The sequence below is a fragment of the Campylobacter sp. LH-2024 genome (assembly GCF_048270605.1).
Lineage (GTDB): Bacteria > Campylobacterota > Campylobacteria > Campylobacterales > Campylobacteraceae > Campylobacter_D > Campylobacter_D molothri.
Window position 1 is genome coordinate 1,412,598 of record NZ_CP168139.1, and the last position, 25,227, is coordinate 1,437,824.

At 27.2% G+C, this 25,227-nt stretch carries 27 protein-coding genes and 1 pseudogene; 15 read left to right on the top strand and 13 right to left on the bottom strand.

What is annotated here, in order from left to right; all coding sequences use genetic code 11:
- Nucleotides 1–57: 57 nt before the first annotated feature.
- Nucleotides 58–345: an Asp-tRNA(Asn)/Glu-tRNA(Gln) amidotransferase subunit GatC gene (gatC, locus tag ACD570_RS07235; protein ID WP_200282655.1), complete on the bottom strand. Its 288-nt coding sequence runs from the start codon at nt 343–345 to the stop codon at nt 58–60.
- 146 nt (nt 346–491) lie between these two features.
- Between gatC and ACD570_RS07240 the strand changes: the two genes are divergently transcribed.
- The 7 genes from ACD570_RS07240 (at nt 492) to ACD570_RS07270 (ending at nt 6,595) form a co-directional block, all read left to right on the top strand.
- A complete protein-coding gene (locus tag ACD570_RS07240; protein ID WP_200282652.1) occupies nt 492–1,070 on the top strand; it encodes a hypothetical protein in 579 nt (192 codons plus the stop codon).
- Nucleotides 1,067–2,065: a hypothetical protein gene (locus ACD570_RS07245; protein WP_337206894.1), complete on the top strand. Its 999-nt coding sequence runs from the start codon at nt 1,067–1,069 to the stop codon at nt 2,063–2,065. The genes ACD570_RS07240 and ACD570_RS07245 overlap by 4 nt, the downstream gene beginning before the upstream one ends.
- Nucleotides 2,062–2,349 carry a tram-like protein gene (locus ACD570_RS07250; protein WP_200282647.1) on the top strand — a complete coding sequence of 96 codons (288 nt, stop codon included), beginning with the start codon at nt 2,062–2,064 and terminating at the stop codon, nt 2,347–2,349. The genes ACD570_RS07245 and ACD570_RS07250 overlap by 4 nt, the downstream gene beginning before the upstream one ends.
- Nucleotides 2,336–2,965 carry a type III pantothenate kinase gene (locus tag ACD570_RS07255; protein ID WP_200282644.1) on the top strand — a complete coding sequence of 210 codons (630 nt, stop codon included), beginning with the start codon at nt 2,336–2,338 and terminating at the stop codon, nt 2,963–2,965. The genes ACD570_RS07250 and ACD570_RS07255 overlap by 14 nt, the downstream gene beginning before the upstream one ends.
- Nucleotides 2,966–3,082: 117 nt before the next feature.
- Nucleotides 3,083–4,429 (top strand): FAD-dependent oxidoreductase, encoded by a 1,347-nt coding sequence (locus ACD570_RS07260; RefSeq protein ID WP_337206896.1) that lies wholly within the window; start codon nt 3,083–3,085, stop codon nt 4,427–4,429.
- Nucleotides 4,430–4,443: 14 nt separating this feature from the next.
- Nucleotides 4,444–5,886: a pyruvate kinase gene (gene pyk, locus ACD570_RS07265; protein ID WP_239820390.1), complete on the top strand. Its 1,443-nt coding sequence runs from the start codon at nt 4,444–4,446 to the stop codon at nt 5,884–5,886.
- A gap of 70 nt (nt 5,887–5,956) precedes the next feature.
- Nucleotides 5,957–6,595, top strand: a complete 639-nt coding sequence (locus ACD570_RS07270) for a hypothetical protein (RefSeq protein ID WP_239820389.1) — start codon at nt 5,957–5,959, stop codon at nt 6,593–6,595.
- 34 nt (nt 6,596–6,629) lie between these two features.
- Here the strand turns inward: ACD570_RS07270 and ACD570_RS07275 are convergent, their stop codons facing one another.
- From ACD570_RS07275 to der, 5 genes are read right to left on the bottom strand one after another with little or no spacing between them, the layout of a single operon-like run.
- Nucleotides 6,630–9,086 carry a tetratricopeptide repeat protein gene (locus tag ACD570_RS07275; RefSeq protein WP_200282633.1) on the bottom strand — a complete coding sequence of 819 codons (2,457 nt, stop codon included), beginning with the start codon at nt 9,084–9,086 and terminating at the stop codon, nt 6,630–6,632.
- Nucleotides 9,087–9,095: 9 nt separating this feature from the next.
- The gene (gene serS / locus ACD570_RS07280; protein ID WP_337206900.1) at nt 9,096–10,331 is read right to left on the bottom strand and encodes a serine--tRNA ligase; all 1,236 of its coding nucleotides are present in this window, start codon (nt 10,329–10,331) and stop codon (nt 9,096–9,098) included.
- Between the two features lie 10 nt (nt 10,332–10,341).
- On the bottom strand, nt 10,342–11,301 hold the full coding sequence (trpS, locus tag ACD570_RS07285; RefSeq protein WP_200282628.1) for a tryptophan--tRNA ligase: 960 nt from the start codon (nt 11,299–11,301) through the stop codon (nt 10,342–10,344).
- Nucleotides 11,298–11,792 carry a shikimate kinase gene (locus ACD570_RS07290; RefSeq protein WP_200282625.1) on the bottom strand — a complete coding sequence of 165 codons (495 nt, stop codon included), beginning with the start codon at nt 11,790–11,792 and terminating at the stop codon, nt 11,298–11,300. The genes trpS and ACD570_RS07290 overlap by 4 nt, the downstream gene beginning before the upstream one ends.
- Nucleotides 11,779–13,164 carry a ribosome biogenesis GTPase Der gene (der, locus tag ACD570_RS07295; protein WP_337196488.1) on the bottom strand — a complete coding sequence of 462 codons (1,386 nt, stop codon included), beginning with the start codon at nt 13,162–13,164 and terminating at the stop codon, nt 11,779–11,781. Before der ends, ACD570_RS07290 begins: the two co-directional genes overlap by 14 nt.
- Before the next feature lie 117 nt (nt 13,165–13,281).
- Here der and ACD570_RS07300 point away from each other — a divergent pair, with 117 nt between their 5' ends.
- The 8 genes and pseudogenes from ACD570_RS07300 (at nt 13,282) to ACD570_RS07335 (ending at nt 18,993) form a co-directional block, all read left to right on the top strand.
- On the top strand, nt 13,282–14,202 hold the full coding sequence (locus ACD570_RS07300) for a DMT family transporter (protein WP_417904274.1): 921 nt from the start codon (nt 13,282–13,284) through the stop codon (nt 14,200–14,202).
- Entirely contained in the window at nt 14,199–15,011 is an 813-nt protein-coding gene (kdsA, locus tag ACD570_RS07305; protein WP_239820383.1) for a 3-deoxy-8-phosphooctulonate synthase, read from the top strand. Before ACD570_RS07300 ends, kdsA begins: the two co-directional genes overlap by 4 nt.
- Entirely contained in the window at nt 15,011–15,475 is a 465-nt protein-coding gene (gene ribE, locus ACD570_RS07310; RefSeq protein ID WP_200282614.1) for a 6,7-dimethyl-8-ribityllumazine synthase, read from the top strand. Before kdsA ends, ribE begins: the two co-directional genes overlap by 1 nt.
- Entirely contained in the window at nt 15,475–15,873 is a 399-nt protein-coding gene (nusB, locus tag ACD570_RS07315; RefSeq protein WP_239820382.1) for a transcription antitermination factor NusB, read from the top strand. Before ribE ends, nusB begins: the two co-directional genes overlap by 1 nt.
- Nucleotides 15,870–16,714, top strand: a pseudogene (gene pyrF / locus ACD570_RS07320) (orotidine-5'-phosphate decarboxylase). Before nusB ends, pyrF begins: the two are co-directional and overlap by 4 nt.
- Nucleotides 16,711–17,487 (top strand): hypothetical protein, encoded by a 777-nt coding sequence (locus tag ACD570_RS07325; RefSeq protein WP_337198490.1) that lies wholly within the window; start codon nt 16,711–16,713, stop codon nt 17,485–17,487. The pseudogene pyrF and the gene ACD570_RS07325 overlap by 4 nt, the downstream one beginning before the upstream one ends.
- 61 nt (nt 17,488–17,548) lie before the next feature.
- Nucleotides 17,549–18,442, top strand: coding sequence for a protein-methionine-sulfoxide reductase catalytic subunit MsrP (gene msrP / locus ACD570_RS07330; RefSeq protein ID WP_417904275.1), 894 nt, complete (start codon nt 17,549–17,551; stop codon nt 18,440–18,442).
- Nucleotides 18,442–18,993 (top strand): sulfite oxidase heme-binding subunit YedZ, encoded by a 552-nt coding sequence (locus ACD570_RS07335; RefSeq protein WP_417904276.1) that lies wholly within the window; start codon nt 18,442–18,444, stop codon nt 18,991–18,993. The genes msrP and ACD570_RS07335 overlap by 1 nt, the downstream gene beginning before the upstream one ends.
- On the opposite strand, the gene ACD570_RS07340 is transcribed toward ACD570_RS07335, so the two are convergent.
- Genes ACD570_RS07340 through ACD570_RS07370 form a run of 7 tightly spaced genes read right to left on the bottom strand, consistent with a single transcriptional unit; the run spans nt 18,959 to nt 25,179 of the window.
- On the bottom strand, nt 18,959–20,674 hold the full coding sequence (locus tag ACD570_RS07340) for an ATP-binding protein (RefSeq protein ID WP_337214344.1): 1,716 nt from the start codon (nt 20,672–20,674) through the stop codon (nt 18,959–18,961). The two genes, ACD570_RS07335 and ACD570_RS07340, sit on opposite strands and share 35 nt — an antisense overlap.
- On the bottom strand, nt 20,674–21,495 hold the full coding sequence (locus ACD570_RS07345) for a hypothetical protein (protein WP_239820379.1): 822 nt from the start codon (nt 21,493–21,495) through the stop codon (nt 20,674–20,676). Before ACD570_RS07345 ends, ACD570_RS07340 begins: the two co-directional genes overlap by 1 nt.
- Nucleotides 21,496–21,500: 5 nt before the next feature.
- Nucleotides 21,501–21,977, bottom strand: a complete 477-nt coding sequence (locus ACD570_RS07350; RefSeq protein WP_200281996.1) for a hypothetical protein — start codon at nt 21,975–21,977, stop codon at nt 21,501–21,503.
- 11 nt (nt 21,978–21,988) lie between these two features.
- Nucleotides 21,989–22,480, bottom strand: a complete 492-nt coding sequence (locus ACD570_RS07355) for a YajQ family cyclic di-GMP-binding protein (protein ID WP_200281998.1) — start codon at nt 22,478–22,480, stop codon at nt 21,989–21,991.
- Nucleotides 22,470–23,405 (bottom strand): D-2-hydroxyacid dehydrogenase, encoded by a 936-nt coding sequence (locus ACD570_RS07360; RefSeq protein WP_417904277.1) that lies wholly within the window; start codon nt 23,403–23,405, stop codon nt 22,470–22,472. Before ACD570_RS07360 ends, ACD570_RS07355 begins: the two co-directional genes overlap by 11 nt.
- 3 nt (nt 23,406–23,408) lie before the next feature.
- The gene (locus ACD570_RS07365) at nt 23,409–24,578 is read right to left on the bottom strand and encodes a glutathionylspermidine synthase family protein (protein ID WP_337198487.1); all 1,170 of its coding nucleotides are present in this window, start codon (nt 24,576–24,578) and stop codon (nt 23,409–23,411) included.
- Nucleotides 24,579–24,588: 10 nt separating this feature from the next.
- On the bottom strand, nt 24,589–25,179 hold the full coding sequence (locus tag ACD570_RS07370) for a UPF0323 family lipoprotein (RefSeq protein WP_200282005.1): 591 nt from the start codon (nt 25,177–25,179) through the stop codon (nt 24,589–24,591).
- Nucleotides 25,180–25,227: the final 48 nt, after the last annotated feature.

Here is a 25,227-nt window from a genome sequence, read left to right on the forward strand (position 1 = left end):
TCACTTTCATTTAATTCTTTAAATTATTCTACAAGTAAGTATTAAATAATAAGTTAATCATTCTATAATCTTAGGTACAACAAAAAAATTCTCATCTTTTTTTGGAGAATGATTTAAAACATCTTTAATTATATCATTATTTTCTATTTGATCCAATCTTAAAGGAGTGCCACCTTTAATGGTACTTACTGTCACTTCAGAAGAACTCAAATCCAACTCATTGAGCTTTTCAACAAAATTAACAATTTCTTCAAGCTCTTGTACTAACTTATCCCTTTTATCTTCTGCAATTTTTAAAGCACTTAATTTTTCAAGTTTAGTAAGCAATTCTTCATTTATTTGCATTTTATAACCTTGATTCAATTTTAAACAATAATAAAAATTATAACATAAAAAAGCTTTAATTATTTTACAATATCTTAGAATTTATAAATTTATGTTACAATAATACTGAACTTAAAAAATATAAAATAAAAATTTAAGGATTAAATTTGAGCTTAAAAGATAATTTAAAATCTATTAAAACAGATCTTAATACTGAAGAAAAAATGATAGAAAATTTTATAAGAAGTGAAAGATTAATAAAAAAATACAAAATATACATATTTCTAATTGCAATTATTGCTATTGTCTGGTTTGCAATTAATTTTGGAATTTCTGAAGTTGAAGAATATAACAAAAAAGAAAGCAATAGAATTTACACTCAATTATTAAAATATCCAAATGATGAAAGTCTTTTAAATCAATTAAAACAAAAAAATGTAAATCTTTATGCTGTATTTCTTATTAATGAAATCCAAAAAGATAACAATAATACAAATTTAAAAAATCAACTCAAAACTATAAGCTCTAATTCTGAGTTAAATCCTTTATTGCAAAATATCATTTTTGCATTTTTAGGAGAAAAATCGATATTTTTAAAAGATTATGATAAACTTTTAGAAGCTTGCAAACTTTTAGAAGAAAATAAAATTGGACAAGCAGATGTATTACTTTCTCAAATTAATGAAAACTCAAGTCTTAAACAAATTGCCAAAAATCTGAAACATTATCAAGGTATTTCACAATGAAACATTTTTTTATAATTTTATTTACCTTAATTTTCATTTGCGCTTGCGGCACAAAAAGGCAATACTTTGAACCAGCTTATACAAATGGAAAATTAAATCATAATGGTAATTTAAAAGGGAGTATTATTGATTGGAATTTATTTTCTGCTAAACTTAGCAATAATCAAATTATTTTAAAAAATACTCAAACAATTGATAATTTTAAACTTGATAAAAATTACATTCTCTTAGCTTATCAAGATGGAGAATTTATTGAGGCTGATAATAATGGAAATTTAAAAATTTACAATGAAGCTCATAAAGAAACTTATTCTTATAAATTTGACGCTACTGTTGTAGGAATTGCGTTAAATGGAGATGATTTAGCGCTTATTTTAGCCAATAACAGTATTGTTTTAGCAAATCGTTCTTTAGGTATTAAATTTATCCAAACTCTTACTTCAGCACCAGCCCAAGATAATCGTGTTGCAAATCCGATATTCTTAGACAATGTTATCATTTATCCTACCTTAGATGGAAAAATCATAGTTTTATCAAAAGACACCTTAAATATTGTCAAAGACATTGTTGTTTCTGCAGAAAACTTTTTTAACAATATTATTCATCTAAGTATTCAAAATAATCAAATTGTAGCAGCTACAGCAAAAAGAGTAATGATAATTGATCCTAAAAGAACTATTTATCAAGATTTTGATATTAAAGATATTGTAGTAAGTGATCATGCAATTTTTATATTTGAAAAAAATGGAAATATTGTTAAAACTGATTATAATTTAAAAATACTGAAGCAAAAAAAATTCGATTTTGCCATCTTTACAAAAGTGAATTTATATCATGATCATTTATATGCTTTTGAAAAAACAGGATATTTAATAAAATCGGATTTAAATCTTGAAAATATAAAAATATTTAAATTCTCAGATCCTGTTGAAAAAATGTCTTTTATGGGTAATGGTAAATTTTATTATGGAGATAAAATTTTAGATTTACAATGAGTATTTTAAAAGAAGCATTAGATATTTTGAATTTAGATCTTAAAACTTTTGATCTAAAAAATTTAACTACAAAAAAAACTTATTTATGTGCTTTAAATAAAGAAATTGTGCTTTTTATTTATACTGGAAAATCTCGTTTTATTTTAAAAAATGCTTTATTTTTAGAAAATTTAGCAAACAATTTTAATCAAAACAAAAAGTTATTTTTTATTAAAAGTGCTCTTTGCTCTAAAGCAAATCAATATCTTAGCGAAAAAGGATTTAATATTTATGCTATTTTGTGATATTGGTAATTCTAATGCTAATTTTTTAGAAGATCATAAATATTTTACACTTAGCATTGAACAATTTTTAGAATATAAAAGTGAACAAAAAATTTTTTATATAAATGTTAATGAAAATTTAAAAAATCATTTAAAAGCGCGAAAAAATTTTATCGATTTGGAGCCATTTTTTGTTTTTGATACTATTTATCAAGGATTAGGGATTGATCGTATTGCTGCATGCTATACGATAGATGATGGAGTTATTGTAGATGCTGGAAGTGCCATTACAATTGATATTATTGCCAATTCTATACATCTTGGGGGATTTATCTTACCAGGAATCACAAATTTTAGAAAAATATATGCCCATATTTCACCTAGATTAAAATATGAATTTAACACTCAAGTAAGTTTCGATGCGTTTCCGCAAAAAACAAAAGATGCTTTAAGTTATGGAGTTTTTAAAAGTATTTATTTGCTTATTAAAGATACAGCACAAAATAAAAAACTTTATTTTACCGGTGGTGATGGACAATTTTTAGCAAATTATTTTGATAATGCTATTTATGATAAGCTTCTAGTTTTTAGAGGTATGAAAAAAATAATACAAGAAAATCCCAATTTGTTAATATAGAATGTTACAAAAATTCTCATTAAAAATATTATTTTGACACATTTTAACCATTTGTAAAACAAATTCAATTAAACTTCTATAAATAAATTCTATGATTTATAAAAAAAGGAAAAAATAATGCCTAAAAAAGAATTTGACATATTAATCATAGGAGCTGGAATTTCTGGATCTGCATTATTTTATGAAATCGCACGATATACAGATATCAAAAATATCGCTTTAATAGAAAAATATCATTCTCCTTCGACTTTAAATTCAAAAGGAACAAGTAATTCTCAAACCATACATTGTGGTGATATTGAAACAAATTATACTTTAGAAAAAGCTAAAAAAGTTAAAACGACAGCAGATATGATAGTAAAATACGGTATTTTGCAAAATGCTCAAAATCGTTTTATGTTTTCTCATCAAAAAATGGCCTTAGCTGTTGATGATATAGAATGTGATTATATGGAAAAACGCTACGAAGAATTTAAAGAACTCTACCCTTATATAAAATTTTTTAATAAAGAGAAAATCAAATCCATTGAACCTAAGGTAGCTCTTGGAAAAGATGGGATACATGATAGACCTGAAAATATTTGTGCTATGGGCGTAGAAGCTGGAGAAATTTTTACAACTGTTGATTTTGAAAAGATGAGTATTAGTCTTATAGAACAAGGACAATTGCAAAACAAAAATACTTTTGTAGCTTTTAATGAAGAAATCATCTATATAGAAAAAAAAGATGGCTATTTTCTCCTACGAACAAATACCTATAAAGAATATTATGCCAAAGCTGTTGTTGTAAATGCTGGCGCACATTCTTTATATTTAGCACATAAAATGAATTTAGGCTTAGATAAGTCTTGTTGGCCTGTTGCAGGTAGCTTTTATCTTACAAAACAAAAATTACTCAATGGTAAAGTTTATATGGTTCAAAACCCAAAATTACCTTTTGCAGCATTGCATGGAGATCCTGATTTACTTGCCAACATGAATACACGTTTTGGACCAACTGCACTCGTTATTCCAAAATTAGAACGCTATCATGGGTTAAAATCTGTACCCGAATTTTTCGAGGCTTTAAAATTTGATAAAACTGTTCTTAGGGTTACTTTTAATATGTTTAAAGATCCAACTATTAGAAATTATATACTCTATAACTATCTTTTTGAATTACCTTTTATTAATAAAAATATCTTTGTAAAGGACGCTAAAAAAATAGTTCCAAGTTTAAAAGCTAACGATATATATTATGCAAAAGGGTTTGGTGGAGTTCGTCCTCAAGTTATTGATAAAAAAAGAGGAGAATTGATGTTAGGAGAAGCAAGTATTGCTGAAATTCCTGGAATCATTTTTAATATGACTCCAAGTCCAGGTGCAACAAGCTGTTTAGGGAATGCGCAAAGAGATGCGAAATTAATGTGTCAATATTTAGGAGCTAAATTTGATGAAGATAAATTTAATTCAGAATTATTATAAAATAAGGATTATTCATGCTTAAAAAAACAAAAATCGTAGCAACTGTTGGACCAGCAAGTGAAAGCGAAGATGTTTTACGTCAAATGATTATCAATGGTGTTAATGTCTTCCGATTAAATTTTTCTCATGGAACTCATGAGTATCATAAAAATAATCTTAAAACTATACGTAAAGTTGCCAAAGAACTCAATACTAGAATAGGAATTTTACAAGATATAAGTGGTCCAAAAATTAGAACAGGAGAATTGAAAACTCCTTTTGAATTAAAAAAAGGAGATAGGCTTGATTTTTATTATGAAACAATTTTAGGAGATAAAATTAAAGATAATCATTACAAACTTAGCATCAATCAAAGAGAAATTTTAAATATGCTAAAAATTGACGATTATATTTATTTGTATGATGGCTCTATTCGTGCTAAAGTAATTAGTATTGATTCTGAGAAAATTCAAACTCTTATTGAAAATGATGGTTTTTTAAATTCAAATAAAGGTATTAATTTTCCAAATACAAAAATTAATATTGATGTAATCACTCAAAAAGATAAAAATGATTTGATTTGGGGGATAGAAAATGGAGTTGATTTTCTTGCTATTTCTTTCGTTCAAAATGCTCATGATATTAATGAAGTGCGGGAAATTTTAACAAAACATAATGCGAAAATAGCTATTTTTGCCAAAATTGAAAAATTTGATGCGGTTGAAAATATAGATGAAATCATTGATTCTAGTGATGGTATTATGGTGGCACGCGGTGATTTGGGTATTGAAGTACCTTATTATAAAGTTCCAAATATTCAAAAAGAGATTATTCATAAAGCTAATAATGCTTCAAAACCAGTTATTACAGCCACTCAAATGCTTTTTTCTTTAGCAAAAAGCAAAACCGCTACAAGAGCTGAAATTTCGGATGTGGCAAATGCAGTATTAGATGGCAGTGATGCTGTAATGCTTAGCGAAGAAAGTGCTGTAGGCATAGATCCTGCTAATGCTGTTGATATCATGTGCCAAACCATCATAGAAACAGAAAAAAATTATCCTTATAATAAATTTAATGATTTTGAAAATTTAGACAATACAGATAAAATAATGCGTTCAAGTGCAAATTTATCCAAAGATTTAAACGCTGATGCAATTTTTTCTCTTACAAGTAGCGGAAAATCAGCAATGAAAATTTCTAGATATAGACCTAGCATGGATATTATAGCTGTAGCTCATTCGGAAAAAACTCTTAACTTATTAAGTATAGTATGGGGAGTTAATCCAGCTATTTTGGTTAATAAAAGTGATCATTTAACCGAATTAATAAAAAACACAGTTAAACTAGGTGTAGAAAAAGATTTTATTAATGAAGATCAATGTTATATATTAACAGCAGGTTTTCCAACAGGAGTAGAAGGCACAAGTAATCTTATTAGAATACTTGAAAAAGAACAAATATCTTATTATTTAAAATAGTTTTTAAATAATATAAAAATTTTATTAAAAAAGTCGATATAAAATATAACCTCACTATTAAGGAGCAAAAATGCAAGTGAATACTTACTCAAATATCGCTAGCATGACTCAAACCCAAGTTAGCAATAAAAAGGCAGATGAAGATACTAAAAAAAATACCAAAGATGCAAATCTTCAAAGTGCTAGCTCAAGTAAAGATATCAATAAAGATACTCTTGAAAAACTAAGCTCACTTGGAGGAAAAGGTATTACCCAAATTTATATGGTTCAGTTTCAACAACAAACCATGAATGAAGTTTTTGGTACAAGCGGTACTCAAGCTGGAATTGAAGGCCTATTAAATGGAGGAAATTTAGACACCGCAAAATCTATTCTTTCTAATATTGATTTTGCATCTTTAGGTTATAGTGGTAAAAATCCACTTTCAATGAACACCGATGAATTAAAGCAGCTTATAAGCGAAGATGGGTTTTTTGGTGTTGATAATACGGCAAATCGTATTGCTGATTTTGTCATCAACGGAGCAGGAAACGATGTTGATAAACTTAAAGAGGGGCTTGATGGGATAAAAAAAGGATTTGAGCAAGCAGAAAAAATGTGGGGTGAAAAGCTTCCTCAAATCAGCCAAGATACAATGGATGCAGCAATTAAAAAAGTTACTGATCGCATTGACGAACTCGGGGGAAAAACTTTAGATCTTCAAGCTTAATCTATAAAGATGTTTAAATATTTTTTAAACATCTTTAATTTTTAATATCAAAAGTAAAAAATTTACTCTTAAAATTATTTGGTAATGTTTTATACTGATTGATAGCAGCTTCATAATTTTGTACTTCTTGATAAAGTAAACCTAGAGCAGCTTTACTTTCTTTATTATTTTTATCGGTTAATTTCGAAAGTTGCAATAATGCTATAGCTGAATTTGGATTGTTTGCCCCTATGGCTGCAACTGAAGCTAAAAATAAAGTTCTAGTATCCTTAATTTTATAATCATCAATTAAAATGTTATAAAGCGCGTAAGATTCTTCAAATTGCTTAGCAAAAATATCTAAATACGCCAGAGTTTGTATTATACTTTCGCTTTCAAATTTAGAAGTATTCATCAATTCTTTAAATTTATTTCTTTCTAAATTTAAAATTCCAGATACATGCATCAAATCAACATAGAATTCTCTTGCAATATTAGGACCTCCAAAAACGCTACGATAATCAAGTTTTAAATTTTTAAAATGAATTTGTGCATTTTGGGCATATTCTTTAATATTAAGGTTAGAATTTAAAGAATTAAAATATAAAATATTTGCAATAATATCTTCTGGTAGTTGTGATCTTAATTTAGCTATTTCAACATCCATTCGATTGCTAAGATTATTATTTTTAGCAATAATTGCCTTAAACATTAAACTTAAAGGAGTATTAGAAGTTTTTTCATCTAAATATGGAAGCATTGAAACATAATCATTTTTAACCAAAAATAGCATACTTTTTTGCATATTTGCTTTAAAATTTGTATCAGCACCCATATTTTCAACAATTTCATTATAAAGTTTAGTTGTATCCAAATCATTTAATTTAGCGCAAAATAAAGCAAAAACTCCTGCTAGATAATTTTTAGGATTTAAATGATAGGAGCTAAAAAAGTATTTATAGGCTAATTCGTAATTTTGCATTTGGGCATAAGATAATGCTAAATTATATTGTAAAATACTATGTTCTGGATAGTTTTTTAACAATTGTTGAAATTCTTCATTAGCAAGTCTTAATTGTTGATTTAGGGCATGATTAATAATATTGGCAATTTTTACATTTGTAGAAGATAAAACATTGCTCGTTGCCAAATATCCTCCAGAATCTGCACTATCATCTACAAAATTTGTAATATTAGCTTTTTCTATATACAATGATGCCTGTTTAGAATCAAAAACCTGATAAGGAGCATAATAAAAAAGTAAATCAAACTGATTTTTTAAATTTTTCAATAAATCTTTAGAAAAATGACTTTGCGCTATAGCAATATTAAATAAATCATTATTTAATCGTACTTTAATTTTATATCGATCTAAAATTTTATATTGATCTTCCTCTTTTTTATAAGCATTTTGTAGACGCATAAGCATATCTTGATAATTTCCTGTTTTAATATCAACAAGACTTAAAGCTGCTAAACTTTGATTAAAGTCTCTATCAATTTTCATAGCAGTACTTAAAGAGGCTTTAGCTTTATCATATTCTCCCATTCTAGCATATAAAAGACCTAAAGAAAGACTAGGTTCAAAATTTCCTTGTGAATTTAGTTGCTGCACGGCCTTAGTATCAAAATCCATCTTGGCATAAATTTTAGCCGATAAATATTTAGAAATATCATTATAAGGATCGATGTTTACTTGCTGAAACATTTGCAAAGCTTCTGGATAATATCCTTTATAATAATCTATCAAAGCTAAATAATAATTATATAATTTTGATTTTCCTTCTTTAGGAAGATAAACTTGTGCTAAATCAATATAATATTTAAATTTTTCTTCATCATTAAGCTTTAAAGCACATACTGCAGCATTAATAGCAGATACAGTTTGATTTTCACCGCTAGCTATAGCTTTTTTAAAACTTTCAAAAGCCTCCTGCAGTTTTCCTTCATTCATTTGAGAAACACCTAAATTATAATTAGATAAAGACTCATTATAAACTGCAATTTGCTTATATAATTTCAAAGATTGCTGAATTTCGCCTTTAAGATAGAGTGCATTAGCCTTTTGTATCATAGCATCTACTTTAGCCATATCTTCATATTTATAAGATTCATCTGGAACAATTTCAGATTTTTCAACTGGTTTTGAAGCTATAATATCTGCTTTAATATTTCCTTCATTGAAAACTAAATAAGTTAAAGTAAAAACCAAAACACAAATAATAATCAAAGAAAGTCCAACAAGAGACATAAATTTTCTATCTTTATACCAAGGGATTAATTCTTGATTTTGAGTTTTTTCAAAAGATGAAAATTCTTCAGGTGCGCTTTCTCTTGTAAAACTAAAACCTGTATCATCTTCATTGGATTCTTCGGATAAAGAAACAAACTCTTCATCATCAGGAGCTTGCCCTTCTTGCCCCTTAAATTCTCCTAAACTCTCATCAAGTCTTTCTTTATTATTTAAATCGTCTTCTGATTTTTCTAATACTATATCTTCTTTTTCTGCCATTTATTTTCTTTAAAAGTATTTTCTTAAAACATCAGGAATAATAATTTTTCCTTCTCTATCTTGATAGTTTTCCATAATAGCAACTAAGGTTCTACCTACCGCTAATGAAGATCCATTTAAAGTATGAACTAATTCATTTTTGCCTTGCTCATTTTTATAACGAATTTTGGCACGTCTTGCTTGGAAATCACGACAATTAGATACAGAACTAATTTCTCGATATTTATTTTGAGAAGGAATCCAAACCTCAAGATCAATGGTCTTTGCAGCACTAAAACCTAAATCTCCTGTACAAAGCATCAAGTGTCTATGAGCTAAACCTAAAGAACTTAGTAAATCACTAGCACATTCTACCATTTCATTAAACACACTATCACTTTGTTCAGGTTTAGTAATGCTTACAAGCTCCACTTTTTCAAACTGATGCTGACGAATAATTCCTCTTGTATCACGCCCTGCACTACCTGCTTCTTTTCTAAAACAAGCACTATAACAAGTCATTTTTATTGGCAAACTTTCACTTGCTAAAATTTCTCCACTATAAAGATTAGTTACTGGAATTTCAGAGGTTGAAATAAGATATAAATCTTCATCATCTACTTTATACATATCATCTTTAAATTTTGGCAATTGTCCAGTTCCAAACATGGTAGCACTATTGACCAAATAAGGCACATTAACAAAATCAAAACCACGACTTCTATTAAAATCAATCATATAATTCACTAAAGCTCTACTCAATAAAGCACCTTCATTTTTAAGCACACAAAATCGACTTCCAGAAATTTTAACCCCTCTAGCAAAATCAAGCCAATCTAAACTTTCACCTAAATCGTGATGCTCTTTTGGTTTAAAATCAAAATTTGGTGGAGTAAGAACTTTTTTAATTTCTACATTTTCATCTTCATCCTCACCCACAGGAACGATATCATCTGGAATATTTGGAATAGCATGGGCAATATTTTCAAGCTCATTTTCCAAAACATTTACTTTTTGATTTTGCTCATTGATTTTAATTTTATTTTCACTCAATTTTGTTCTTAGTTCTTCTTTATCTTGTGCACTTGCAAGCTCTTTGCTAAATTTATTTTGAAAAGCTTGAAGCTCCTCTAAAATTATTTTTTCTTTTTTTAATAATGCAAATAAATCAGCTAATTTTTTTAACGTTTCCTCATCAGCTTTTTTATTTTTTAACTTTTGACTCACCTCATCAAATTGATTTTGCAATTTTTTTAAATCAAGCATTTTGCACCCCTCATAAGCCTATTTTAGTATAAATTTTTTGCATTTTTTCTTGAGCAACTTTTCTTGCTTTACTCGCACCAAAATCCAAAATCTCTTTTAAATAAGAAGGTTTATTTAAAAGTTCATTATATTTTTCTCTTATTTCTTTAAAATAATCAATCACTAATTCATTTAAATACATTTTAAAATGTCCATATCCTTCGCCTCCTTTTAAATAACGATTTCTTAAATTTTCTTGCCCTACATCATCTAAAAACAATTTTGCTATTTTAAAAACATTGCATTCTTCAGGATTTTTAGGATCTTCTAAAGCAGTACTATCTGTTATTATTGATGAAATTTGCTTTTTTAAGGTTTTATCATCGCTAAAAATATCTATAGTGTTTTTATACGATTTACTCATTTTAGATCCATCAGTACCTACAATAACAGCGAGTTCTTCATTGATTTTAGCTTCAGGTAAAATAAAAATTTCTCCCCATTCATTATTTACTTTTAAAGCGATATCTCGTGCAATTTCTACATGCTGAATTTGATCTTTACCCACAGGAACAAGCTGAGTATCAAAAAGTAAAATATCAGCCGCCATTAAAACAGGATAAGAAAAAAGCCCATGAGAAGCGCTAAGCCCTTTGGCAATTTTATCTTTATAACTATGTGCACGCTCTAACAAACCCATAGGTGTAAATTGTGATAAAATCCAATAAAGTTCCATAACTTCTTTCACATCACTTTGTAGCCAAAAAATACTTTTTTGTGGATCTATACCAAAACTCAAAAAAGCTGCAGCAGCTTTGAGGGAATTTTCTTTTAATTTTTCTCCGTTTTGTAAAGAAGTCATGGCATGATAATTAGCAATAAATATAAACATCTCACTTGTATTTTGGGTGTCTATCATTTGCTTAATTGCGCCAAAATAATTTCCTATATGTAAATCTCCACTAGGCTGAATTCCGGTTAATACTCTCATTTAACTACCTTTTTCAATTCTCTTATAAGCTCATCAATACTTTTATTTTCAATATCCAATATGACATCAGCTTTATTTTCATAAATTTTTATTCTTTCATTATATAACTTTTTTGCTTTAATTTCATCAAAAAATAAGGGTCTTTTAGCAATTTCGTCCTTATTTAAACGTTTTTTTAAATACTCAAAATCAGCCCTTAAATAAATACTCAATCCTATTTTTTCTAAATTTTTCACATTAATAAAACCACCACCACTTGCAATACAAGTATTTTGACAAAGGATAAAAAAATCAGCTAACTTTTGTTCTTGCTCTCTAAAAAAATATTCTCCCTTATTTTCAAAAATTTCATTGATACTTTGATTAAATTTTGCCTCAATTAACAAATCACTATCTAAAAAAATTCGATCCAATTCTATAGCCAATTTTCTTGCCATAGTGCTTTTTCCACATCCCATAAAACCAATAAAAACAATATTATCCCTCATCATTTTCCCTGCTTCCTTTTTTACGTGAAGCAATGATTAAAGGCACTCCTTCAAAATTAAATTCTTTTCTGATTTTATTTTGCAAATAACGTTTATAACTAAAATGCAAGGCCTTAGGGCGATTCATAATTAAAGCAATTTTTGGCGGAGCAATATCATATTGTACAGCATAATAAATTTTAACCAATTTTCCATAATCATGTGGCAATGGATGTGCTTTAGTTGCACTTTCAATTAAATTATTAAGTTTTGAGGTTGGAATTTTTTGTATAAAATTTTCAAAAACTTGCAAAATTTTATCAAGTATCACATGTACTCTTTTTCCACTTAAAGCCGAAACACTCACAATAGGCGCATGAGCTAAAAATTTAAAACGATCAAGTTTTAATTCTTTAACCACTTTATCAAAATCAAATTGACTTTTATCCCATTTATTTAAAACTATAATAACACCTAAATAATATTTAGCGATAAGCCCTGCTATTCTTTCATCAAGCTCATTAAAACCCTCATCTGCATCTAAAACTAATAGTGCGATTTGAGAATTTTGTAAAATTTTTTCTGTACGATTTAAAGCAAATCTTTCCAATCCTTGAATTTTTCCACGCTTTCTAATGCCTGCAGTATCTACAAATTCTATTGTTTTATCTTGATAAACTATAGTTTCATTTACAGGATCAATTGTAGTTCCAGCAATACTACTAACAACACTACGTTCTTGCTTAACTAATGCATTTAAAAGACTTGATTTTCCAACATTAACACGACCAACAATTCCTATTCTAATATGGTTTTGATCTACTTCTTTAAATTGTATTTCTTGTTTATTTTCATCATAATGTTCTAAAAAATCCTCCAAATCTTGCTCTTCATCAGGAGTTAAACTAGTTTCATTTAAAAATTGCTCCAACCAATTATAAAGCTCGTCAAGTCCAACATTATGAGTTACTGAAATATTAAAAATTTCTTTTACACCAAAATTTGAAAATTCCCATGCTCTTTCTTCATCTTTTTTATTATCTACTTTATTAATAACTAAAGCCAATGGTTTATTTAATTTTTTTAAAGAATAAAAAAAGCGTCTATCTTCTTCATCTGGAGCTAATTTTCCATCAACCAAATAAAGAATAATATCGCTTTCTTTGGCAACCTTTAAGGTATTTTTCTTAACATTTCTAAAAAGCTCATCACTTTCATCAAGTCCTCCACTATCAATAATAAAAGCACTTTTAGAACCAATACAAGCTTCAGTTTTATTTGTATCCCTTGTTGTGCCAGAAATTTCACTTGTAATTGCTATTCTTCTTTTTGCCATCCGATTAAAGAGACTTGATTTTCCAACATTAGGTTTTCCTATCAATATAATGCTTTGCATTTTTTTCCTATTTTTAAATGAAATTTTTTAAGGAAAATTATATAAAATTTGCCTTAATATTAAGCAAAAAAGACTAGAATTAATCCATTTTTCAAGTTTGTCCCTAAAGGAATAAAAATGCGAAAACTTATTAAACACAACCTAGGAATTTATTTTATGCTTTTAGCATGTTTAGATTTTACACTTATGGGAGCTTGTGCTAAAATTTTAAGCAAAGAAATGAGTTCTATTGAAATTATGTTTTTTAGAAATATTATAGGAGTTGTATTTTTACTTTGGTTATCAAAACGATCGAAAGTTCATAAAGAAGGTGGACATTTTTGGCTTTTAGTATTTAGAGGTGTTGCAGGCACACTTTCACTTTATATGTTTTTTTATAATATCTCAAATATCACCCTAGGCGGAGCCTTTGCCTTTCAAAAAACAGCACCTATTTTTATCACACTCATTGCTTTTTTTGTTTTCAAAGAAAGCATAGGAAAAAAAGCTTGGATGGGAATTGTTATAGCTTTTTTAGGCATGCTCTTAATTACCCAACCTTGGGCTGATAAAGCTTATCATTCAGGTTTTGATTTAAAAAACTCTATCATAGGTATCACAAGTGGTTTTTTAGCAGCATTAGCACTCACAAGCGTAAGAAAACTTAGAAAATCTTATACCACGGAACAAATTGCATTTTCGTTTATTTTTCTTGGTACGCTCATGCCTTTACTTTCAATGATAGGGGCTGAATTTTTTAATTTTCACTCTTTACATATGGATTTTATCTTAGCTCCATTTATCATGCCCAGTTTAAAATCATGGATAATTATTTTAATTATGGGAATTTTAGGAACCATTTATCAAATTCATGTAACCAAAGCTTATGGAATAGCTAAACAAGCTGGTATTGTTGCAGGCGTTAGTTATTTTGATGTCATTTTTAGTTTAATTGTTGGATTAATTTTGGGTGATAATTTACCAAGTGCTATGGTTTTTTTAGGTATAATAGGAATAATTTGTGGAGGATTAATTTTAGTCGTAAAAGGAAAAAAATGAAAAAAATGATATTAATTGCTGGTCCTTGCGTTATAGAAAGTAAAGATTTAGTATTTAAAGTCGCTGAACAACTTAAAATTTTTAATGAAAATAAAAATATAGAATTTTATTTTAAATCTAGCTTTGATAAAGCTAATCGCACAAGTATTGACTCTTTTCGTGGCCCTGGAATCGAGGAAGGGCTTAAAATTTTAGAAAGTGTTAAAAATGAATTTAATATGAAAATTTTAACCGACATCCACGAAAGTTTTCAAGCATCAATTGTAAGTGAAGTTGCTGATGTACTTCAAATTCCAGCATTTTTATGCCGTCAAACTGATTTGCTTGTTGCAGCTGGAAAAACTAGATCAAAAGTTAATATTAAAAAAGGACAGTTTCTAAATCCAAGTGACATTAAATATAGTGTTAAAAAAATTCTTCAAACTAGAAGTATAAATAAAGAAGGTTATGAAATAGCTAAACAAAATGGAGTTTTTGTTGCTGAAAGAGGCTCTAGCTTTGGATATGGAAATTTAGTTGTAGATATGAGATCTTTAGTCATTATGCGTGAATTTGCACCTGTTGTATTTGATGCAACTCATAGTGTTCAAATGCCAGGAGCTGCTAATGGAAAAAGTGGAGGAAAAAGCGAATTTGTAGAACCTTTAGCAAGAGCAGCAGCAGCAGTTGGCGTAGATGGATTTTTCTTTGAAACCCATATCAATCCTTGCGAAGCTCTATGCGATGGACCAAATATGCTAGATATTTCACGCCTTAAAAATTGTGTCGAAACACTTTTACAAATACAAAATATTATAAAGGATATTTAATGAAAATTATTGAAGGAAAACTCAATCTTAATTCTAATGAAAAAATTGCAATTATTAATGCAAGATTCAATCATATTATTACCGATCGTCTTGTCGAAGGTGCAAAAGATGCTTTTTTAAGACATGGGGGTAAAGAAGAAAATTTAAGCCTTATTCTTGTTCCTGGCGCTTTTGAACTTCCTTTTATTTTAAAAAAAGCTATAGAAAGTCAGAAATTTGATGCAATTTGTTGTATAGGTGCTGTTATTAGAGGTTCAACTCCGCATTTTGATTATGTTGCAGCAGAAACTACAAAAGGTATCGCTAATATAAGCTTAAATCATAATATTCCTGTAAGTTTTGGTGTTCTTACAACAGATACTATAGAACAAGCTATAGAAAGAGCAGGTAGTAAAGCTGGAAATAAAGGTTTTGAAGCTATGGTTACAGTTATAGAAATGCTTAATTTAAGTAAGGAAATTTAATGGCAACACGTCATCAAGTCAGACAAAGTGTCATTTCTTTGCTCTATGCTTTAGAAATAAATGAAAGAAATGAACATTTTATCAATGATTATCTAGATGAAAAAAAAATTCGTAATGATCAAAAAAAATTTACTTTGAATTTATACCAAGGCATTATTCACAATCTTTATGATATTGATGAAAAATTAAATATTCATCTTAATGAAAATAAAATTGAAAAGTTAGGATATATAGAAAGGGCTATATTAAGACTTGGAGCTTATGAGTTACTTTTTACAGATACACCAAGCGCAATCATAATCAATGAAGCAATAGAATTAGCCAAAGAATTAGCCAATGATAGCTCTCCTAAATTTATCAACGGAGTTTTAGATTCATTAATTAAGGCTAAAAAATGAAATTATGTGTTGCTTTAGATCTTGCTACCAAAGAAGAATGTCTTAATATAGCCAAAGAATTAAAAGGTTTAGATCTTTGGCTTAAAATAGGCCTAAGAGCTTATCTAAGAGATGGTTTTAAATTTATAGAAGAGTTAAAAAAAATAGATGATTTTAAAATCTTTTTGGATCTAAAAATTCACGATATTCCTAATACAACTGCGGATGCTTGTGAGGAAATTGCCAAACTTGGGGTTGATATGATTAATATCCACGCAAGCGTTGGAAATATAGCGATGCAAGAAGTGATGAACCGACTTAATAAACTCCCTAAACGTCCTTTAGTCTTAGCTGTTTCTGCACTCACTAGCTTTGATGAAGAAAACTTTTTCAATATTTATAAACAAAGTATTAACGATGCTGTAATTAATTTTGCCAAAATGTCTTATCAAAATAAACTTGATGGAATGGTATGTTCTGTTTTTGAAAGTAAAAATATTAAAAATAATACTCATCCAAATTTTTTAACATTAACACCAGGTATTCGTCCTTTTGGAGAAAATAATGATGATCAAAAACGAGTAGCAAATTTAGAAACAGCTAAAGAAAATAAAAGTGATTTTATAGTTATAGGACGTCCTATATATAAAGATAAAAATCCTAAAGCAATTTGTGAAAAGATTTTGAGGCATATAAGATGAGTAAAGAAAAAATAAATGAAGAAAATATAGATCGAATTTATGAAAATAATCAAAAAAAAGAATGGGATATTTGTAAAAATTTTGAAGAATGGATTAAAACTCAACCCGATAAGGAAAAAGCCTTGAAAGAATTTTATCAAAAGTGCGGGATAAAGTATTGAATTATCAACAATTAGAATGTGATTATTTTAATCTTTATAACCAATTTATTAGCGTGGATTCAACTATTTCTTTTGAAAAAAACAATCGAATTTTAATTAAAGATTTTGTGTTTTTTTATCATCAAATTTTAAAACAAAAAGATTTTAATTACTTAACAGGTATAAGAAATAAAATTGCCTTAAAAGTTCAAAAATATATGCAACAGTACTCTATAGCACCAAAAAGTCTTAATCTTTCTTGCTTAAGAGAAAACAAACATATTATTTTTTTTGAAATGTTTTATAAAGCTTTAGGCTATTTTGTAGCCTTTAGACAAAAACTTAATGAAGATCAAAAACTCCAAATTATTATATCTAGTATTGATGAAAGCTTTGGATATAAATTTTCAATAGAGAATTTTCAAAATTTAGATCATTTTAAAAAAAGCGATATTTTAACTCTTCCAGAAAGATGTCTTAATTACTTTCACCTAGCAATGATCCACCTTTGCATCATGGTTCTTAATTCTCTTAATTTAAAAGATTACAATCAACATCTTGACAAAGCGATTAATTATCTTATTGATGGGTCTTTTAATATTTACGAAATCATTTTAAAAGAATACTCTTTATTATATCCAAAAGATCAAAATTTTAAACGCGAACTTGCAAAACTTAAAGAACTAGAAGTGCAAATTCTTATGCAAGAAATTTCAAAATTAAAACTATCAAATAATTATAAAGAATTATGTGGAGAAATTCTTTATAATCTAGAACTTGACAAAATAACCTAAAAATAATCTTATATTAGCTCTAATATGCTTTAATAATAAAAATTTTTAATAAGGAAAAATTATGCATATTACACCCCAATATTTATATCAAAAAAGAAGAGAATTTTTAAAATTAGGCATTGGAGCTCTTGTTAGCTCAACTTTAATTGGCTCTAAACTTTCTGCTTTTAATTTTATTGAAGATAAAAATCTTAACAATCTAAAAGTAAGCGATGAAGAGTTAGCAATAAATTATGTTAATTTTTATGAATTTTCTACTGATAAGCGAAAGGCTGTTGCTCTAGCTCAGAATTTTAATACTCAAAATTGGAAAATCGAAATAAGTGGAGAAGTTGAAAAGCCAATAATTTTAAGCATGGAAGATATATTAAAATTTCCCTTGGAAGAAAAAATTTATCGATTTCGTTGCGTTGAAACTTGGTCTATGGTAGTTCCTTGGATTGGTTTTGAATTGCGTCAACTAATAGAAAAGGTAAAACCTACCCAAAAAGCTAAATTTGTTAAATTTACAACACTTTTAGACAAAAATCAATTTTCTGATCAAAATGCACTTTTTCCAACTATAGATTATCCTTATGTTGAAGGACTTAGAATGGATGAAGCAATGCATCCATTAACCTTACTTGCTGTAGGAATGTATAAAAAACCTTTAAAACCACAAAATGGCGCCCCTATACGTTTAGTTGTTCCTTGGAAATATGGTTTTAAAAGTATCAAGTCTATTGTAAAAATTGAATTTGTAGAAAAACAACCTCGCACAACTTGGCAAAATTATGCCCCAAATGAATATGGTTTTTACGCTAATGTTAATCCAAATGTATCCCATCCAAGGTGGTCTCAAGCAAATGAAAGAGCTTTAGGTGATTTTTTCACAAAACCTACTTTGATGTTTAATGGATATGAAAAAGAAGTTGCAAAACTTTACAAAGGTATGGATCTAAAGGTTAATTTCTAATGCGTAAATATTTTAATTTTATCGCTTTTATAGCTTTCTTGGCAAGTTTGATTTATTCTTTTTATAACATTTTTAGAGCTTTTGATTTTGTAAAAGAAATTTATTTTAATACAGGAATTTTTGCTTTAATATTTTTTAATTTAAGTTTGTTTTTTTCTTTATTTAAATTCAAATCAACAAAAAATTATCCCAAATTTTTGGGATTTTCTGCAACTTTTTGGAGTATTATCCATTTTTTAAATTATTTTATTTTTGATAGAAATGCTCAAATTTATAGATTATTTAATGACATCTTATATCATTTTTTAGAGACAACTGGATTTGTGGCTTTTATTATTATTTGTTTAATGTTTTTAAGTTCTTTTAATTTCTTTAAAAAAATATATAAAATAAGAAAATTAGGATATTTATGTTTAATCATCGCAAGTTATCATTATTTTTTAAGTCCTAAAATCCCTATGTTTTGGGAATGGAGTGCTTTAATCTTGTCAATGATTTATTTTATTTTACGCTATATTAAAAACCTACGATCTTACTTTTGTCAAAACTAGAATTAAGTTCTTTTTGTATACTTTCTAAAAAATCTTGCATATAAAAAATTCCTTCTTTAGAAATTGCAACTTTTAAAGCTGTATTTTTAATAATCATTAATATTTGAGCTCCACTTAATTCATAATTAGCTAAAATATTAATATCAAATTTTCTATCAAATTCGGCTTTTTTAGGTAAAAATTTTTCCCACATTTTCAATCTATCTTTAAATTCAGGCTTTTTAAATTCTATTTTATAATCAAATCTCCTAGAGAATGCTATATCCAAATTTTCTAAAAAATTTGTAGTTGCAATAATTACTCCATTAAAACGCTCAATCTGCTCTAAAAAAATATTTTGCATTTGATTATGCATTTTATCACTTCCTGCACTACTTTCAATTCTTGTGCTTAAAAATTGATCAGCTTCATTTAGTAATAAAATAGGACTTTGTTTACAAGTTTGTACTATATTCTTATAAGTATCAAAAATTTTTCTAACATTTTGTTCACTCTCTCCAACCCATTTGCTAAGAATTTTAGAACAATCAAAGCTAAGAACCGATTTTTTCATTGATTTAGCCATAGCTAGTGCTGACATAGTTTTTCCCGTACCAGGAGGCCCATAAAAAATAATCTTAGCCTCTATATTTTTATTGTTTTTTATTCCCCATAAATTTAATCTTTCAAGTACTTTTTTATCTTGTTGCTTAAGAATACTTTGCAAAAGCTCTTTAGTATTTTCAGGCATAATAATATCATTAATATTAACCCTTGGTTCTATTAATTCAAAAATATCTTGATCTTTTAAAACATTTTCAATTTTAACCTTTTTGCTTTGTTTTGGTTCAAAATTAATAACCCTTTGCAAAATTTCATCCGTAATAAAAAAACTTTTTGAAATATCTCCGAAAGAATTTAAATACTCATCATATTCTATTAAATTTAAAAGTGGAGAATTTTCCTGAAGTAATCTTTTATTTTTATGCTTGTCAAGTTCATCTTCACTTATAAGAGACAATAAAAAGTTCATTTCTCTAAAAGTAGAATTTTCATTACTCAATAAATATTCTTCTCTTAAAAGTGTTAAAAAAATAATTTGTTCTTTTTGATTAAGATTGAATTCCTTAAAAATATCAGCTAAAACATTATAAAATTTACTTTTTTTCAAACGCTCCTTAATATAGTCTTCACAAAGTTTAATTTGTTCCTTTAATTCACTATTATAAGCACTTTTTCTAATAAAACTCAATCTTTCATAAAGCTCAACTCGTATAAATTCATCTTTAAGATATTCTAAATAATCAGCATAAGCTTCTTTTTTACTAAAATCTAAATTATTAGATTTTGATTCTAAAAATTCTAAAAAATATTCACTTAAACTTAATTCACACTGTAATAAATTTAAACTCAAAGTTTGATTTTTATTGCTTTCAATATTTTTGAAAAAGCTAGAATTTTGATTAACAAAACCTCTTTCTATAAGTTTTTTTAAATCTCCTAAAACATCTAAATACGCATATTTTTCCATACCAAAAATACTAGATAATAGAGTAAATGCATTTACAGAGGCAACGGAAATAACATAATTTTTACAAAGCTCTCTTAAAATCAAAGCTTCATTTTTAGAACACTTAAGTTCTTTATAAATTTGAGTTTTTTCTATAGTTTTTAGATTTAGAAATTCCTTAAGCTTTAACATTATTTTTTAAATTCCTCTATTTCTTTATTGGAAAAATCGATACAAATATTTTCATCTAAAAAATGATTTTCAAAAGGCAAATAGCATTCTTTAACCCCATAAGGAGTTAATAAAAAATTATCATTAAAATCCATTTTTTCAATATCTTCAAAACATTCTGCACAAAAATTTTTAAGTTTTTGATGCAAAAGATCTAAAAATCGATGATTTTTTAAATCATACAATTGACTTAAATGAATAAAAGCATTTTTTTTCATATCATAAATAAAATTATTAAGTTCTAAAATTGGACGCTCCATATCATCTTTATAAAAATAATATTGCTCTTGAAAACTTAATTTTCCATCTTTTAAAAATATAGGCTTTTGAATAATTTGTTCAAAATCAAATTCTTTGTTACTTCGTTGATGAATTTTATTAAATTCATCATTTTTTAAAAAATCTAAACAGCTCTTTATTTTAATATTATTTTGATCTTCAAAAAGATACAAATTTGCAAAACCTAGTTTTTGAGCTTTAATTTTTTTATTATCCAATATTAACTCTTTGGCATCATTAATTTTATAAATATTATCCCCGTCTTTCCAAACATTTGAAATTTTAAAAATAGGAATTTCTATACTCGTATTAAGATCACTTAAAACTATAAAACTAGGACTCGTTTGATTAATATCTTTATCAAATACAGGTATAAAAGGTGCATTTTCATAGATTATAGCAAAAATTTGCTTGTCTTTTAAATTATAAAAAAATACCTCTCCTTTATAGTTTTTAGAAAAAAGTAGACTGATTATACAAAATAAAAATAAAAAAAATTTCAAAATTTTTATCCTTGATAATTTAAAATGATTTTTATACGTGAAACTTTATCAAAAAAAATGATTTTATTTTTAGAAACTTCATAAAAAATTTCATAATTTTTTGCTTTTAAATTTTGTTTAAATCCATCAGTGGTTTTTTGTATTTTTTTTCCTTGCCATAATGGTTTTGCATTTAAAATATCACTTAAGATATCATCATAATATTCATTTTTAAAAAATTTTTTATTAAAAACTCTTTTATCATAACATACGGCATTTAGACAGATCTTATCTTTAATTTTTAAATTAAAAAAAGCTTGACCTAAATGATAAACCTCTAAATTTAAAGCTTGATTTTCTTTTATTAAAAATCCAAAATCACTCATTTTAAGAAATGGAGAATTGATAGTTATTGCTATGCTTTGACTAAAATTATTTTGATTTTTGATAGCACAAGCATTAAAAAACAATAATATTAAAAAGAAAACAAATACTTTTTTCAAAATTTTAAACCTTATTTCAAATTTTTAAAACTGATATTTAACTCAAGATCAAGCTCACGAACAATTTTCATCACAACTTGTAAATCATCAATTTGTTTTCCTACAACACGAATTTCATCTCCTCTAATTGAAGAATTTACCTTCAATTTGCTCTCTTTTATAGCCTTATTGATTTTTTTAGCATTTTCACTATCTATGGAATCATTTGCCTTTAAATTTAAGTGAAACATAGCTCCATTTTCGCGAGAGAGTTCTTTAATGGCACTAGAATTAATACCTCTTTTAATAAGTTTAGAAATAACAATATCCTTTAAAACATCAAGCTTTGATTCACTTGAGGAACTGAGCTTAAAAATACTGTCTTTTTCATTGAATTGAATTTCAGTTTTAATACCCTTTAAATCATATCTTGAATCCAATTCTTTTTTTGCCTGTTCAAAAGCATTTTTAAGTTCTTGTTTATCAATCGCTGCAGAAATATCAAAACTATGTTCACTTGCCATTTTTTATCCATTCATTAAGATTTTCATAAACCTTATTCATTAAAATATTAATAGCTTCTTTAGATGCCCATGCAACATGCGGAGTAATAATAAGATTATCTTTATTTTTAATTTTTAAAAGTGGATGATTTTCTAGCATAGGTTCTTTTTCTAATACATCAAGCCCAACTTTGATATTTTTTTGATCCATCACTTTTGCTAAATCTAATTCATTTATAATACCACCTCTACCAACATTAATCAAAATCGCATCATCTTTTAATAATTCCAATTTTTCCAAATTTAATAAATTCATAGTTTGATCATTGAGCGGGGCATGAATGCTTATAATATCGCAATTTTTTAGAAGCTCATCTAATTCCAAGCGTTCAAATTCTGAATTTGCATTTGCTCCACTAGTAGAATAATAAATTTTAGCTCCAAAAGCTTTTGAAATTTTAGCAACTTCTTTTCCTATGGAACCAAGCCCTATGATACCATGTTTTTTACCTTCTATACTGGTTAAAATTCTACTAAAATCTGTAAAAATAGGACTTTTACACCATTTTTCATTTTTCACCCATTGATCATAATAAGGAATATGATTTAAAAAAGCAAAAATTAAAGCAAAAGTATGTTGCACAACACTCATTGTAGAATATCCAGCTACATTTTTTACTACAATATTTTTTTCTCTAGCATAATCAACATCTATATTATTTAATCCTGTAGCAGTTTCTAATATAAGTTTGAGATTAAAAGAAGCGTCTATAATTTCTTTATCAATCACTACTTTATTAGTCATAACAATATCAGCATCTTTTAAACGTTCAATTGTTTGTTCTTTATTTTTGGTTGTACCATAAAGTTTAATTTCTCCGAATTTTTCAAAAACACTAAAATCATAATTTCCTAAAGTTGCTGCATCTAAACATACTAATTTCATTGCTTACTCCTTAATAATATGTCCAACAAATTTTGAAGAATTATCAAGTATCATTCCACCTTTTCTAAAACCTAAACCGCATCCCTCATAAGCAAAAAATACTCCTGCTTGATAAAACTCATTTTCATGTGAATTTAATTCTACATATTCTTGATAAATGAATTTATTGTTTACATAAGGTCCTTCATTTTCTTTTAAAATTTGTTCACCCTTAACAATGCTTATATTAGCTCCTTCTCTACCAAAAACTGGCTTTTTAACATAAGTTTTTCCAGTCAAAGGTTGATCTTTTGTTTCTAAAAGTAATGGATGATTAGGATAAAGTTCATATAAAATTTTCATAATACCTTTTGATTGGAATATCAAGGTATAAGCAGGATTTAAAATGATAGCTTTTTGATTACGCATGATCTGCGTTAAAAGCATTGCAAGATCTCCTTCTTCTATTGCTATATCTTCCCAAGGAATCAGTTTAAACCAATATTCATAGTTAATTCCATCTTTAAAAATACCCTCATCGCTAAATTCAACCTCATCTACATAAGAAAAATTAGTTTCAAATCCCGCTTCATTAGCAATATAAGCTAATAATTTCGTTGTAATTTCCTCTTCTTTGTTTCCAGCTATACTTGAAAAAAGAATTTTCCAGCCTTGATAATAATTTTGAAATAAACTAGTATCATCATCAAGCGTAATCAGTCTTTTAAAATTCTCCATTAAACATTCATAAATATTATTAAACTGATGATTTTCATCCATATTATTTTGTTTTAAAATAGCCCATTGCAAAATTGCGCTCTCAAAAAGAGCTGTTGGAGTATCTGCATTAAATTCTAAAAGCTTAATAGGCTTTCCATCCAAGCCTCCAGCAAAATCAAATCTTCCATATAAATGCCAATGAACATCATTTTCCCAACTCATTTTAATAGCTTCTACAAGATTAAAAGGAATACCTAGCTCATCAAAACGATCATTATCAATCACATTTTGTGCAGCCGCTATAAACATATCATAAAGCTCATTAGATGCTTCATAATAAGCATTTGCTTCATTTTCTTTAACGCAAACTAAAGTATCGCTAATATAATCACTACCATCTTCATCAGTATGCCAAGAAAAACCTATATTTTCTAAATAATCCTTTTGAAGCTTATCAACTTTTAACAATCTCATAAATCTTCCTTTAAGAACCAAATCCAGAATTTGATGATTTAAGCCCACCTTTAAAAAAACCGGATTTAGAAGAACTTGAAGCTTTGCTTGTACTTGCTTTATTAAAGCTATTTACGCTTCTTTGGTAAGCACTTTGGTTTGTAAAAGCTCCTCGCTGTTGATTAAGAAAATTTTGATTCCCAAAAAGTTTTGAACCTATCCAACTTCCTATAATAGCTCCAGCAGCACTCGCAAGCAAGGTTTCACCTAAACTTAATCCGCCACTGCTCATTTGAGGATTGCTTTGAGTCAAATTAGATGTTCCATTATCTATTTTTTCTGCTTCTTGTTTTATAAGCATATCCATTTCTTCTTTGCTTAAAATTCGTTCTGTACCATTTAAATCTTTCAAAACCACTCTAGTTTCATCGCTAGGAAATTGATCTTTTATTTTATATTGACCAGGAGCAACTTCTTCTATAATAACAAAAGCACCCTTCATATTTGAATTTTGATTTGAAGTCTCTGAATTATCATTACTGCAAGCAACTAAAGCACCTCCTGCTACAGCTGCTAAACCACTCATCATCCCAATTTGTATAATTTTTTTAATTCTTTTCATAGTATCTAGCACCTAATAATCAAAAATTAATGATTAATTCTAACAAAA

Coding starts and splice junctions, on each gene's coding strand:
- gatC (WP_200282655.1), bottom strand. CDS start 345: ATGCAAATAAATGAAGAATTGCTTACTAAACTTGAAAAATTAAGTGCT.
- ACD570_RS07245 (WP_337206894.1), top strand. CDS start 1,067: ATGAAACATTTTTTTATAATTTTATTTACCTTAATTTTCATTTGCGCT.
- ACD570_RS07250 (WP_200282647.1), top strand. CDS start 2,062: ATGAGTATTTTAAAAGAAGCATTAGATATTTTGAATTTAGATCTTAAA.
- ACD570_RS07255 (WP_200282644.1), top strand. CDS start 2,336: ATGCTATTTTGTGATATTGGTAATTCTAATGCTAATTTTTTAGAAGAT.
- ACD570_RS07260 (WP_337206896.1), top strand. CDS start 3,083: ATGCCTAAAAAAGAATTTGACATATTAATCATAGGAGCTGGAATTTCT.
- pyk (WP_239820390.1), top strand. CDS start 4,444: ATGCTTAAAAAAACAAAAATCGTAGCAACTGTTGGACCAGCAAGTGAA.
- ACD570_RS07270 (WP_239820389.1), top strand. CDS start 5,957: ATGCAAGTGAATACTTACTCAAATATCGCTAGCATGACTCAAACCCAA.
- ACD570_RS07275 (WP_200282633.1), bottom strand. CDS start 9,086: ATGGCAGAAAAAGAAGATATAGTATTAGAAAAATCAGAAGACGATTTA.
- serS (WP_337206900.1), bottom strand. CDS start 10,331: ATGCTTGATTTAAAAAAATTGCAAAATCAATTTGATGAGGTGAGTCAA.
- trpS (WP_200282628.1), bottom strand. CDS start 11,301: ATGAGAGTATTAACCGGAATTCAGCCTAGTGGAGATTTACATATAGGA.
- ACD570_RS07290 (WP_200282625.1), bottom strand. CDS start 11,792: ATGATGAGGGATAATATTGTTTTTATTGGTTTTATGGGATGTGGAAAA.
- der (WP_337196488.1), bottom strand. CDS start 13,164: ATGCAAAGCATTATATTGATAGGAAAACCTAATGTTGGAAAATCAAGT.
- ACD570_RS07300 (WP_417904274.1), top strand. CDS start 13,282: ATGCGAAAACTTATTAAACACAACCTAGGAATTTATTTTATGCTTTTA.
- kdsA (WP_239820383.1), top strand. CDS start 14,199: ATGAAAAAAATGATATTAATTGCTGGTCCTTGCGTTATAGAAAGTAAA.
- ribE (WP_200282614.1), top strand. CDS start 15,011: ATGAAAATTATTGAAGGAAAACTCAATCTTAATTCTAATGAAAAAATT.
- nusB (WP_239820382.1), top strand. CDS start 15,475: ATGGCAACACGTCATCAAGTCAGACAAAGTGTCATTTCTTTGCTCTAT.
- msrP (WP_417904275.1), top strand. CDS start 17,549: ATGCATATTACACCCCAATATTTATATCAAAAAAGAAGAGAATTTTTA.
- ACD570_RS07335 (WP_417904276.1), top strand. CDS start 18,442: ATGCGTAAATATTTTAATTTTATCGCTTTTATAGCTTTCTTGGCAAGT.
- ACD570_RS07340 (WP_337214344.1), bottom strand. CDS start 20,674: ATGTTAAAGCTTAAGGAATTTCTAAATCTAAAAACTATAGAAAAAACT.
- ACD570_RS07355 (WP_200281998.1), bottom strand. CDS start 22,480: ATGGCAAGTGAACATAGTTTTGATATTTCTGCAGCGATTGATAAACAA.
- ACD570_RS07360 (WP_417904277.1), bottom strand. CDS start 23,405: ATGAAATTAGTATGTTTAGATGCAGCAACTTTAGGAAATTATGATTTT.
- ACD570_RS07365 (WP_337198487.1), bottom strand. CDS start 24,578: ATGAGATTGTTAAAAGTTGATAAGCTTCAAAAGGATTATTTAGAAAAT.
- ACD570_RS07370 (WP_200282005.1), bottom strand. CDS start 25,179: ATGAAAAGAATTAAAAAAATTATACAAATTGGGATGATGAGTGGTTTA.